Origin of the sequence: uncultured Slackia sp., assembly GCF_934630525.1 — a bacterium.
Classification (GTDB): Bacteria; Actinomycetota; Coriobacteriia; order Coriobacteriales; family Eggerthellaceae; genus Slackia.
Window position 1 is genome coordinate 196,302 of sequence record NZ_CAKTVX010000002.1, and the last position, 12,888, is coordinate 209,189.

Here is a 12,888-nt window from a genome sequence, read left to right on the forward strand (position 1 = left end):
TGGCACAACTATGTTACGCCGTTGTCGAATCGTAACATGAATGTTGACTTTGGATATCTTTTTTTCGCCCAAATGGGGCGTTTCTGTCCGTCGTGTTCCTTTATACGGCATCCCTGAACTGGGAATAACCATTTTATAGTGAGGACATGTTTCCAATTCTTTGGACACTTTCCACTATTTGTGGTTTGCGGAAATGAGACAGGCTCAAAAAGTGACTAACAGGATATCCCCTAAAGCGGGGTAGTTACGAATTGAGTACGACGGCCGCGCGAATCTGTCCTATTCACCGTAATGCATAAGCCCGAAAACGCTACGCGAGCCACCCGTCGCCTTCGCGATGGAAGAAACCTTCGCGCGCAAGATCGGCCATGATGGATTCGAATTCGTCACCCTCTACCCCATCGCGGCCCGATTTGCGCTCCTCGGCATTCAATCGACGCAGCAATTCAGCCGAAGAAAGCCCCGGCGCGGCCATGACTTCGCGCACGAGCCATGCGCGCTTTTGGCGGCGCGAGCCTTCAAATTTGCTTTGGCGCGTATAGGCCGCGGCCTTGCGGGCCGGGTTTTTGTGGTCTTTCTTCAAGCGGGCGCCCACATCGAGCAGCGCGTAATACCAACCGCGCACATCTTCGGCGGGGCACGCGCGCTCTACGAGCGGGCGCAGCTCCTTGTCGGTCACGCGTTCGGCATCGCGGAAGAAGCAGTGGATGAACACCGCGCGCACGTTCGTCTCGAGATAAAGGCAGGGAACATCGCGCGAAAACGCGGTGATGCCCGCCGCGGTGGCGTCGCCGATGCCGGGAAGCTTCACGAGCCCATTTACGCCTTCGGGCATGCGCCCGGCGTATTCGGCGGAACATATATCGGCGGCGCGCTTCAACGCGAGCGCGCGGCGGTTGTAGCCCAAGCCCTGCCATTCCTCGACCACATCGGCCGAGCTCGCCGACGCAAGCGCATCAACCGTGGGGAAATGGCGCAAGAACCGCTCCCATCGGGAAAGCACGCGCGCCACCTGCGTTTGCTGCAACATGGCTTCAGAAATCCAAATAGCATACGCGTCGCGCGTATTGCGCCAGGGAAGATCGCGGTACAGTGCCTGCCCCGCCTCGCGCACCCATGCCTGGAATTCCGCGATGTCCGCATCGCTGGGCTCGCTCGAAAAAAGGGGCGCTTCAAGCGCCCCTTCAATGGTCATCGAACCTCTCCCGAAAACAGCTTTTCGAGCGTGATGGATTCGAAATAGTCCTGCATAAGCCTGTCGGCATGCTTCCAAATGCCATGATACTCGCAACCGCCGCAGCGCTCGCAGTATTCCGGGTCGGCCGAGCACGGCGACATGTTCATGGGCCCCTGAAGCGCGGTGAGCACATCGAGCACCGTGGTTGTCGCGGGATCGCACGCGAGCGTAAGGCCGCCCTTCGCGCCGCGCACGGTTTTCAAAAGCCCCGCATGCACCAAATCGTGCTGAATGGAGCGGGCGAACGCGTAAGGAATGCTTTCAGCGTCGGCCACATCGGACACCGACACATACGCGTCTTTATTCGCATACGCCGCGCGAATGATGCGGCAGGCGTAATCGGTTCGGCGAGTAAGTTCCACGGCTATTCAACACTTTCGTCATCGTCGCCAAGCGCATCGTAGCGCTGGCTTTCGGCTTCGGCTTCTTCTTCGAAATCGCGTTCGATATCGGCAATCTGCTTGCGGAAATCGGCGATCACGGCGTCTTCGAGCGCGCGATACTCGGTGGAATCGAGCGGCTGGAAGTTCGAGATGTGCTCGAACATGAGCTCCTGCGTGATGGGCTTGTAGCAGCGCGCCTTCAGGCCTGCGCGGTACGCGTCTTCCACAGCTTCGCGGGCGGCGGTCACGATATCGGTGCGCGAAAGGTTGCGCGACATCTTCGTGAGCATCGCCATGTCGAGCGATTGCACCGACGGATGCTCAGACGCGATGGTTTCCCAAATTTGGCGGCGCTCAAGCTCGTCGGGCAAATAGATGTCGACCACGCTCATGGGCTCCATGAGGTCGTACAAATACCCCTGGTCGGGGGCTTCGCCGCCCACGGAGGCAAGCACGTAAATGTTCGGGTTCTCGACGGCCGCGGTCACAAGCGCCACGGCTTCGCGCGCGGCGCGCGACATGCTCGCGAACATAGCGCCTTCGCCCTCGGTAGAACTGGCGGCGTCGATGAGCGGCGCGCCCCACATGTCGATGTCTTCGAGCACGAGCACGCTCGGCGCTTCAAGCGCGACGCGGCCAAGCATGCGCGGCTGGTTTTTCGCCGACACGGTGACACACAGCATGGGCACGCCCATGGGGCCCTGCTGCATTTGAATGCGCATGGCGGGAAGGCCAAGCTCGCCCACCACGGCCTGCATGAATGTGTTCGCATCTTCGCGCGACGACGTGCGGAACACGACCGAACCCGCGGCGGAAAGGCCGTCGAGGCCGTGCTGCTCGCGCAGCGTGTCCACGAGCGCGCGGTATTCCTCGTCGTCTTCAACGCCCAACCCGAGCGAGCGAGCGTCTTCGATAATGCTGTCGAAGCCCACCAAATCGGAATAGCGCAGCATGGGCACGGCCTTTGAAGGCGCGGCCTTGTGCACGTCGGCCGAAGCGGTCGTCGGGCGCGGCTCATCGGAATCGTCGGCGGAATCGGCGTCGGCATCGCCCGGAATATGCATCGACATAATGGGCGAGATGCCCGTGATATGCGCGTTTTGGCCGATTTCCTCGGAAATCATGTCAGCCACGCCTTCCAAATCGGCACGCGAGATGCCGAACTCGGAAAGCTTGTCGAGCGCCAAATTCTGCAGGCGCTTGGCGTATTCGGGCGCCTCGTCGGTGGACAGGTGCGGCTCAAGCTTGTCGAAAATGTACTCGGCGAGCGAGCGCTCCTTCATATCGCACGCAATGCCCCACGCCCGGCGCAGCGCTGCGATGGCGGAATCGCTCGCGACTGGCGAACGCTTGCATGCTTCCTCATAAGCCGTAAGGAACAGATGCATGGCGAGCTCGCGGTCGCCCGCTTCCGCCGCCGCCTGAGCGCGCTCGAGGTAATCGTTGCGCGCAATGAAATCGGCCGCCAAGGCCTCGCCATGCACGATGGCGGCGCCATGATTGGAATATTCGTCATGTTCGAAAGAGGCGTTGCCCTGCGCAGACGAGCTGCATTCGGCGCAATCGCCCTGAGGCCGATGGGCTTGATCGGGCTCTTGATTGTTGGCGATATTCGCCTCGTCGTTGTTCTGGTTGAGCACTTCGCCCACCCCCTTCAATGAATTAAGCGACAATACTACAAAGATAAGTGTAACCAAGCACCTAGCGATGTGCAAAAATTTCACGAAACGTTACTTAGAAAGAAACAGTTCCACAAATATGGAAGAGGCAACGAGCGCCTCGCTTGCAGATGCACCCGCCGAAACGGCCCGATCGAAGGCGCGCCCCTACGGACGCTTAACGCACAATGGCTCGCACGTGGCGCTCGGCGCCATAACGAACGGGGCGTGCAAACGCAAGGCACCCCGTCGCAATCGCGAGCCGCGACGCCGCATCGCCTCGCGTTATTTCTCGGCCTTGCAATTCCAATCGAGCGCGTGCCAGTCGTTTTCTTTGGCGGTGCGCGAAAGCGTGGAATCGGGCGTGATGGCAAACGCATCGGCAGCGCGGTTCAGCATGGGAATGTCGGAATGGTGGTCGCCGAAAGCGCACGAAAGCTCCCAGTTGCCTGCGCCGTATTTCTCGTTGGCCCATTTCGTGATAGCGCGCACCTTCGCTTCGCCCTCGACGCACTCGCCGTCGACCTGGCGCGTGTAATTGCCGTTGGCGTCGACTTCCATTTCGGTGCACAGGCTCACGTCGAACGGCTCGAATTCCTGGGCTCGGCGCACGATGGGCCCAAACGTGGCCGACACGATGACGACCTCAATGCCCGCATCGCGCAGCGCATTCATAGCCGCGCGCGCCTTGGGGCGAAAACGCTTCTGACCAGCGATAACTTTGTCATAGAAATCGCGCAGGTATTCATCAACCTGCTCTTTGGGGCCGCCCTCGAACGCGGTGAACACCTGGCCGCGCACCCATGCCTCGCTTTGCGGAAGATGCAGTTTGTAGGCGGCGCCCCATGCGCCCACCTTCGCTAAAACGCGCTTGCGCAGCAAATCGTCGCCGCGCAAATAGCGCACGAGCAATACAGGCGAATTGCCCTGGATGGACGTTCCGTCGAAATCGAACGCGGCAATGGCGTGCTTGCCCGTCGCCTTCGCGCGTCGAGCCGCCGCTGCTGCCGCCGCCACGACTTCATCGTCAACCGTGCACGATTCCCCTGCAATGCTCGTCTGTGCCTCGCGCAGCTTCTTTTCCATACAGAAATTCGCCCCTCATGAGTGCCGGGCAATCGCCCGACTGGCACGGAGCGCACCCTTTCATGGGCGCGCTCCAATAATGGTTATTCAGCAAACTGTGAGTTATAGAGTTTAGCATAGGCCCCATTTGCCGCAAGCAGCTCCGCATGAGTTCCTTGTTCCACAATGTCACCTTTTTGTAAAACGAGAATCAGGTCGGCATTGCGAATGGTCGACAAGCGATGCGCAATGACGAACGACGTGCGACCGCGCATGAGGTTGTCCATGGCCGCCTGGATGCGCTCCTCGGTGCGCGTGTCGACCGAGCTTGTGGCCTCGTCCAAAATAAGCATGCGACGGTCGGCCAAAATGGCGCGCGCGATGGTGAGCAGCTGGCGCTGGCCTTGGCTGATGTTGCTCGCGTCCTCGTTGATCACCGTGTCGTAGCCTTCGGGCAGCGTGCGAATGAAATGGTCGGCGAACGCGGCTTTCGCGGCTGCCTCGACTTCAGCATCGGTCGCATCGAGTCGGCCGTAGCGAATGTTCTCGCGCACGGTGGCGTTATACAGCCACGTATCTTGCAGCACCATGCCGAATTGCGAGCGCACGTCTTCGCGCGAAAATTCGCGCACGTCGTGGCCGCCGATGCGAATGGCGCCGCCGTCCACGTCGTAGAAACGCATGAGCAGCTTCACCATGGTGGTTTTGCCTGCGCCCGTGGGACCGACGAGCGCGACGGTTTGGCCCTCGCCCACGCGCGCCGAGAAGTCGCTGATCACCGGATGCTCGGAATCGTAGCCAAAGCGCACATGGTCGAATTCCACGTCGCTTGGAACGTCGGCGGCCTTCGCCTTCGGATGCTCGGGCGCCTCTTCGGGGGCTTCAAGGAATTCGAAGATGCGTTCCGCCGCCGCGGCCATTTGCTGCAGCACGTTTGCGACCTGGGCGAGCTGCGTGATGGGCTGCGTGAAGTTCTTCACATATTGAATGAACGCCTGAATGTCGCCTACCGTGATGCGGCCCTGCACGGCGAAAATCGCGCCCGCAATGGCCACGGCCACATATCCCAAATTGCTCACGAAGCCCATGATCGGCATCATGAGGCCCGAAAGGAACTGCGAGCGCCACGCCGATTGGTAGAGTGCCTCGTTCGTTTCGCGGAAGGTGGCAAGCGCCGCGTCTTCCTTGTTGAACGCGCGCACGATGGCCTGACCCGAGAACGTCTCCTCGATTTGGCCGTTAATTTCGCCGAGTTTCTTCTGCTGCGCGCGGAAGTACTTCTGGCTGCGCTTCACGACGACTTTCACCAAAATGAGCGACAACGGAATCACCAGCAGCGCAATAAGCGTCATCTCGACGTTGATGGACAGCATCATGACGAGCACGCCAATCATGGTGGTAGCGCTCGTAATGAGCTGCGTCACGCCCTGGTTGAGGCTTTGCCCCAGCGTATCGACGTCGTTGGTGATGCGCGAAAGCACGTCGCCAGTGCTCGTGCACTCAAAGTAGCCCACGGGAAGGCGATCGATTTTCTCGGCGATTTTGCGGCGCAGGCCGTAGCACGTGCGCTGCGAAACCGAAGTCATCATCCAACCTTGCACGAATGAGCATGCCGCACTCACGCAATACAGCGCCAGCGTGGTAAGCAAAATGGCGCCAACTGCGTCGAAGTCGATGCCGCCAGTGCCGCCGATTTTGGCGACGATGCCGTCGAACAGCTCGGTAGTCGCTTGCGAAAGCACCTTCGGGCCCACGATGTTGAAGGCGGCCGACGCCATGGCGAACACGATGGCCGCGATAAACGCTACCTTGAATTGCCCCATGAAGCGCACGAGCTTGCCAATGGTGCCCTTGAAGTCTTGCGCCTTTTCACCGGGCATCATGCGGCCCATAGGACCATGCCCGCCGCGGCGGCGCGGGGATGCCGCCTTCAGCTTCGCCATTTCTTCCTGCCGGCTCATTGCGCGTCACCTCCTTCCAGCTCTTCTTCCGATAGCTGCGAAAGCGCGATTTCGCGATACGGCTCGCAGGCGCCCATGAGCTCGGCATGCGTGCCGCACCCTACGACGCGTCCCTCGTCGAGCACGACGATCTGGTCGGCGTGGAGCACCGTGGAAATGCGCTGGGCCACGATGATTTGCGTTTTGCCGCCAAGCTGCTCGGCGAGCGCATGGCGCAGCGCGGCATCGGTTTTGTAGTCGAGCGCGCTGAAGCTGTCGTCGAACAGAAACGCGCGCGCATCGGTGGCAAGCGCGCGGGCAATAGCCAAGCGCTGGCGCTGGCCGCCCGAGACGTTCGTGCCGCCTTGGGAGATTTCGGTTTCAAAGCCCTTATCCATGTCGTCCACGAAGTCGGCCTGGGCGATTTCCGCGGCGGCGCGCACGCGTTCGGCATTCGGCTCGTCGGCGGCGTAATCGACGTTTTCCTCAACCGTGCCGCTGAACAGGAAGGCCTTCTGCGGAACGTAGCCCAGCTGGCTGCGCAGCGCGCGCAGCGACAGGTCACGAATATCGATGCCGTCGATGGTAATGGAGCCTTCCGACACGTCGGCGAAACGCTCCACGAGCTTGATCACCGTCGACTTGCCTGAGCCGGTCGAGCCGATGATGGCCGTGGTTTGACCAGGCTTCGCGATGAAGTCGATGTGCTCGAGCACACAATCTTGCGAGCCAGGATACTTGAAGCTCACGTCGTTGAAGGCGATTTCGGCGCCGTCCGTGCGCGTGGCGAGCTCGTCGTCGTGGCACGCTTCCGGCACGGGGTCGGCAATCGAGCTTTCCGTCTTCAGCACCTCGTCGATGCGCTGGGCGGCCACATCGGCGCGCGGCAGCATGATGGAAAGCATGCCAATCATAAGGAAGCCCATGATGATGACCATGGAATAGGTGATGAACGCGATAAGGTCGCCCGTTTGCAGCGTGCCCGCATCAACCGCGTGGCCGCCGAACCAAATGATGGCGACGGACACCAGGTTCATAATGAGCATCATGAGCGGCATCATGAACGTCATAACGCGGTTCGTGAACAGCTGCGTTTTCATGAGGCGCAGATTCGCTTCGTCGAAGCGCTCCTCTTCGTGCGATTCGCGGCCGAACGCGCGCACCACGGGGATGCCCGTGAGAATCTCACGCGACACGAGGTTCACGCGGTCGATGAGCTTCTGCATGATTTTGAACTTCGGCATCGCCACTTTCATGAGGAACAGCATCACCACGGCAATGGCGAGCACGGCGGCCACGATGATCCAGCCCATAGAGAGGTTTGTGCGGGCGATCATGATAATGCCGCCGATAGCCAAAATGGGAGCGTACAGAATCATGCGCAGCATCATGACCGACACCATTTGCACTTGCTGCACGTCGTTGGTGCCGCGCGTGATGAGCGAGGCGGCCGAGAAGCTTTGGATTTCAGCGTCCGAGAACGACAGCACGCGCTCGAACAGGCGGCTTCGCAAGCTGGCGCCAATTTTTGCCGCCGTGCGACTCGCGATAAAGCCCACGATTACGGCGATGACCATGCCGAGCGCGGCGAGGCCGAGCATTTTGCCGCCCGTGGTGAGCAGGTAATTCATCTGCATTGCGTTCAGGTCGTAACCGAGCTGCTCGTATTCGGCCTTGGCGGCGGCAATCGCCTGCTGGCTCACGATGGAATCGGCCATGTCGCCCATCTGCGACTTCGCTTCATCGAGTATGGTTTGAACGTCAGATTTCTGCACCATGCCGGCGTCGTAAGCGGCTTTCAGCTGGTCAAGGTCCATGCCGGTTTGGTCGGCGTAATGCACCGCAACAAGCGGCATAGACATGGCATCGTCGAGCTCCGCACGATGCTCGCGGCCGAAGTCGGTGAGCTCGTAGGTGCCGTCGGATTGCTGGGCGTAGGAATCGGCAAATAGGCTTTCGTCCTGCTCGCTTTCCATAATGGCGACCAGGTCGTGCGTGCGTTCGGTGAGCACATCGGTCGACGCATGCTCGACGCCCGATTGCTGAATGCCCACGTCAACGATGTCAGATGTGTAGTTCGGCAGCGACAAGTCGCAGAACGCCTGAACCGCGAGCAGCACCACGACGATCGTTACCGCGATTTTATGATTCGCAAAATTCTTGATTAGGCGCATGGCTCGTCACCTTCCTTATCGCGGCAAAGGGCGTTGCTGGCGGCGGCATCCTTCCAGGGATGCGACTCTTCGAACTCGAGCATGCGGTTCACGATGCGCACGAATTCGCGAGCGTCGTCTTCGCCCAAGAATTCGAGCATATGCATGAAACGCTCGTCATGCAGGCGACGGCCCTCGTTTTCGAACTCGTGGCCCGCATCGGTCAGGGAAATCGCGACGGAGCGAGAATCGCCCTCGCCGCGCTTGCGCACGATGAGGCCTTTTTCCTCAAGCGACTTGAGCGTTTGCGAAACCGCGCCCGGCGTCGCATGCGTGCACGCGGCAAGCATGCCGGGGCGCACGGCCTCGCCACGGGCTTCCATCATGGAAAGCATCATGAGCGTATTGATCTCGCCACGCGTGATGCCCGGTGGCAACGGCGGTGTCGAGCGGCGTTGGCGCATGCGCTGCATCGTTTCAAACATTTCGGTGCGCAACGCTTCCAAAGATTCGCTCATATCAACCCCTTTCGAAACTCGGATTGTTTAGTTCCTAAATATTTAGCTACTAAACAATATCGAACCTAAAAGGAATTTCAAGCGCTGTTACCTATATGTAGTCATTCGCTGAAAATGATTCATATTTTCAAGGTGATTACCCTGCCACGGTCGCCACGCCATGGCCACCACGTCGGAATCGCTACGCCGCAGACGCTACGGCACGACCTCGGCGACGCAGCCGTTACGACACGGTCAGCACGATACGACCGCTCCACCGCAATCGCCGCGACACGGCAGCCACGGCGCAATCCCTTTTCTTCTGAGCAGAACGTATAGAGCAGTGCGCGACCCGAACGTCATGAGAATCGAATGCCATGCGATTCGAACGCCATGCGATTCGAACGCCATGCGGACTGAATGTCACGCGACTCAACTAGCATGTGAATCGAACGACATGTGAGCTTGCCAGAAAATGGCGCAATGGGGCCCGATTGCAGAAGATGACGACCTTGCTGGCAGAAAATGAGAGAAGGGGGCCTCGCTATCTACGGGCTAAATCGAATCCCTGGACCACGACACACCAATGACCTGCGCTTTTGCAATGATGCGACCCATCACGAACTCCCAATTGCCCCTTTCGCAACGAATAATGGGCCGCAATCGGGCCCCCTTGTGGCATTTCCTGACACCAGAGCGCAGAAACAGCGCAATCGGAATGCACGGCGACCAACGTCAAAGCAGCCAGCCAGCAACAGGCATCCAAAATAAGCCCCACTTTTCGTCCTATAAGCCCACGCTGCACACCCTACCGCCGCACCAAAGGGGATTCCTCAACGCATGAACGCTGCTCTAGCCCACATGGCCGCACGTCTTTGCACCCCCACCGCGCTAACGAGGGCTCCAAACGCTCTGGAAAACAAAAAAGCCTGCTCTTTCGAACAGGCTTCAGATTTTGGATGGCGGGATGTACGAGACTCGAACTCGCGACCTCCGACGTGACAGGCCGGCGCTCTAACCAACTGAGCTAACACCCCGTGCTACACACGTGAGTTTGAAAAGGATGGCGGGATGTACGAGACTCGAACTCGCGACCTCCGACGTGACAGGCCGGCGCTCTAACCAACTGAGCTAACACCCCGTTTTTTCAAACTTCGCCTCTCTCAAGGCAGCCAGGATAGTCTACACAAACGAAGAGATTCGGGCAAGAACTTTTTTAAAAAAATTCTTGAAGGCGGAATTTCGCCTATTTCGTCTTCAAGTCGCCCGTGGCGGAATCATAGGCAACGTCGGCCTGCAGGTATTCCTTGCCCTTCATCCAATTGAGAACCGGATCAACCATGTCCTTCGTGGGAAGCTCAGCTTCGGGGTAAGAGGAAATGGGATACGTGTCGGCCACAATGCCCGGCAGATTTGCCTTTTCCACGAGCAAATCGCGGAATCCCTCGGGATCGGCCTCAATCGCAGCCACGGCATCGTTCCATGCGAGGCGCACGCTCTCGAGCGCAGCCTTGCCGCCCTCGAGCCACGAAGATCGCACGGCGAGAACCGACTGGCTTACGTTGCCCACGCCTTGCGTGTCGTCGGCAAGCGTGATCATGCCCGTCGCCTCGCCCAGCGCAAGCAAGCTGCCCGGCAACGCGGCCGCAGCGACCTGATTGTTCGTCATGGATTCGTAGCGAACGGGAAGCTTCTTGATCTCTTCGTTGACGATTTCGCCTTCCGAAGCGCCAGCGGCCTCCATAAGCTTGTCCATTACATATTCGGGCACGGTGTTCGAACCCACGCCAATACCCTTGCCCTTCAAATCGGCAAGGCTCTTGATGCCCGACTCGGGCGACGTTTGAATGCCGAAACGACCCTGTTCGGGCGTGGCGCCCAGCGTAACCCACGCGAGGTTCAGGCCAATGCCGCTCGCCACGAGCGAAGCGGAAACCATGATATCGGTCATCGCGCCATCAATTTCACCCGCAGCGAATGCCGTGGAAAGCTCCTGCGCGCTTTGGAACGTAACGATTTCGACCTCGACGCCATGATCGCTATAGAAGCCCTTTTGCTCAGCAACCCAGAAAGGCAGCGAGTCCTCGGTCTGCATCGTGCCGATTTTCATCGAAGTCGCTTCAGGCGCGGCGTTCTCCTGCGAAGAGCAACCCGAAAGCGCGACCGCCGAAAGCGCGGCAACCGAGGCAAAACCGATGAAGCTACGACGCGACATTGCGCCCTTGCTCATAACGTCGGTGACGTTTTTCATGAAACACATCTCCCTTCATTGATGCGTTGCGGTAAATTGTTACCGTTTAAACAGCACATGCGATAGTACAGACATCGCCAAGCAACACAAGCAAATAATGATACCGCCCCCGCATAAGGACGAATAATCCATGCGAGCGAGCAAAGAAGCAGCCGCCGACTGGCGACCGCATAGAGCATCAAGATGGCAAATACCCAAACGCGTATTTCTTTGCGCAGCGATACAAATGCCATTGAAACAATAATTCAATTCTGTGAAGAACGGATGGGTTCACGAGAAAACCCGCCCGCAACTCCCCGACGCGCTCCTTGATAGAGTGGCGCTCGCCAAGGAGCCAGTCGATCGATTCGAAACCAGCCGATGCGTAACCAGCCGATCCGTGCTTCCTTAAGAATCGACCCGAAGAGGCCCGTACGACGGCGATGGTTTGTATATGGCGGTGCGATACTACGGCATCGCACCAGCGCATGCAGCCCTGTGGACGCGTGGGCACGGCAATGGCTTGACCGGAGTGTAGGAAGCTGCGTCATGTGATCTTGCGGGCGCGCGAGCACGGCAATGGCAGAACTGCCGTTGTGGGAGCGAAGGTAAGTACGTTGCGGTTTCCACGGCGGCAATGGCAAAACTAATCGAGGCTCAAATATTCGAACGCGGCCGTAGCCGCATTTGCTCCGTCGGAAGCAGCGGTTATCACTTGGCGCAGCGGTTTTTCACGCACATCGCCCGCAACGAACACGCCTGGCACATTGGTCGCGCCGCTCTCGCCCGCGATCGCATACCCCGCCTCGTTAAGGGCGACACCGGCAGCCTTGAGCACGTTCGAGCGCGGAGTCGTACCCACAGCAATAAACACCGCATCGGTATTTACGACACGCTCATCGCCCGTATTCCTATCGCGAACGAGAATCGATTCCACGTGCGGCATGGGCGCTTCCCCATCGGTCGTTGGCCGAATCGCTTCAACGGTCGAATTCAGCACGAGCTCCACATTCGGCAGCTCGGAAAGCGCGCTAAGGTAAAGGGCATCGGCACGGAACGCGTCGCGCCTGTGCACCACATACACCCTCTCGCAAATTCGCGATAGATAAAGGGCATCGCCCACGGCCGTGTTGCCGCCGCCCACCACCACCGCGACCTTGCCGCGGAAAAACCCGCCGTCGCATGTGGCGCAATACGAAACACCTCTGCCGCGCAGTTCAGCCTCCCCTGGAACACCTAGCTCTCGAGGCTCGGCACCCGTCGCGACAATAACCGCCCGAGCGGAATACTGAGCACCAGATGCGCAGGTCAGTAATTTCTTTACACCGTTAACATTGAGATCAACAACTTCATCGGAAACGCGCTCGGCGCCAAACCTCTCGGCCTGCGAAGCCATTGCAAACGAAAGCTCGAATGCATCGACCCCCTCGGCAAAACCCGGATAATTGTCGAGTCGCTCCGTTTGGGTCATTTGCCCGCCTGGCCCCATTCGCTCGAAAACCGCCACCGACAATCCGGCGCGAGCCGCATAGAGCGCTGCAGTCATACCAGCAGGCCCGCTTCCTACTACGGCAACATCGAGCTCAGTTCGTCCATCAATCATGGCGCGACCCCTTTCCTTAAAGAAAAAGGCGGCAAGCATTGATGCATTGCCGCCTTAGCCGTTCATTCGCTCTAAAGCGCCTGCCAAGACGCCATTTTCTCAAAAGGTCCAACCCGATGCGA

General features: G+C 59.1%; 9 protein-coding genes and 2 tRNA genes. All 11 read right to left on the reverse strand.

Translation table 11 applies throughout. From position 1 onward, the window contains the following. Positions 1-310 precede the first annotated feature (310 nt). Positions 311-1,195, reverse strand: coding sequence for an adenine glycosylase (locus Q0D41_RS02870; RefSeq protein WP_294374912.1), 885 nt, complete (start codon positions 1,193-1,195; stop codon positions 311-313). Continuing rightward, positions 1,192-1,599, reverse strand: a complete 408-nt coding sequence (locus tag Q0D41_RS02875; RefSeq protein ID WP_114615446.1) for an Rrf2 family transcriptional regulator — start codon at positions 1,597-1,599, stop codon at positions 1,192-1,194. The genes Q0D41_RS02870 and Q0D41_RS02875 overlap by 4 nt, the downstream gene beginning before the upstream one ends. A gap of 2 nt (positions 1,600-1,601) precedes the next feature. Continuing rightward, a complete protein-coding gene (locus Q0D41_RS02880) occupies positions 1,602-3,260 on the reverse strand; it encodes a hypothetical protein (RefSeq protein ID WP_294374916.1) in 1,659 nt (552 codons plus the stop codon). A 303-nt stretch (positions 3,261-3,563) separates the two neighbouring features. Continuing rightward, the gene (locus Q0D41_RS02885; RefSeq protein WP_294374919.1) at positions 3,564-4,364 is read right to left on the reverse strand and encodes an HAD family phosphatase; all 801 of its coding nucleotides are present in this window, start codon (positions 4,362-4,364) and stop codon (positions 3,564-3,566) included. 83 nt (positions 4,365-4,447) lie between these two features. Further along, positions 4,448-6,304 (reverse strand): ABC transporter ATP-binding protein, encoded by a 1,857-nt coding sequence (locus Q0D41_RS02890; protein ID WP_294374922.1) that lies wholly within the window; start codon positions 6,302-6,304, stop codon positions 4,448-4,450. Continuing rightward, positions 6,301-8,457: an ABC transporter ATP-binding protein gene (locus Q0D41_RS02895; protein WP_294374923.1), complete on the reverse strand. Its 2,157-nt coding sequence runs from the start codon at positions 8,455-8,457 to the stop codon at positions 6,301-6,303. The genes Q0D41_RS02890 and Q0D41_RS02895 overlap by 4 nt, the downstream gene beginning before the upstream one ends. Next, on the reverse strand, positions 8,448-8,954 hold the full coding sequence (locus tag Q0D41_RS02900) for a MarR family winged helix-turn-helix transcriptional regulator (RefSeq protein WP_294374926.1): 507 nt from the start codon (positions 8,952-8,954) through the stop codon (positions 8,448-8,450). Before Q0D41_RS02900 ends, Q0D41_RS02895 begins: the two co-directional genes overlap by 10 nt. Before the next feature lie 939 nt (positions 8,955-9,893). After that, positions 9,894-9,970, reverse strand: a tRNA-Asp gene (locus tag Q0D41_RS02905). A 27-nt stretch (positions 9,971-9,997) separates the two neighbouring features. Beyond that, positions 9,998-10,074 (reverse strand) — tRNA-Asp (locus Q0D41_RS02910). 105 nt (positions 10,075-10,179) lie between these two features. Beyond that, the gene (locus Q0D41_RS02915; RefSeq protein ID WP_294374929.1) at positions 10,180-11,184 is read right to left on the reverse strand and encodes an ABC transporter substrate-binding protein; all 1,005 of its coding nucleotides are present in this window, start codon (positions 11,182-11,184) and stop codon (positions 10,180-10,182) included. A gap of 625 nt (positions 11,185-11,809) precedes the next feature. Continuing rightward, positions 11,810-12,766, reverse strand: coding sequence for an NAD(P)/FAD-dependent oxidoreductase (locus Q0D41_RS02920; RefSeq protein WP_294374932.1), 957 nt, complete (start codon positions 12,764-12,766; stop codon positions 11,810-11,812). Between the last annotated feature and the right edge of the window lie 122 nt (positions 12,767-12,888).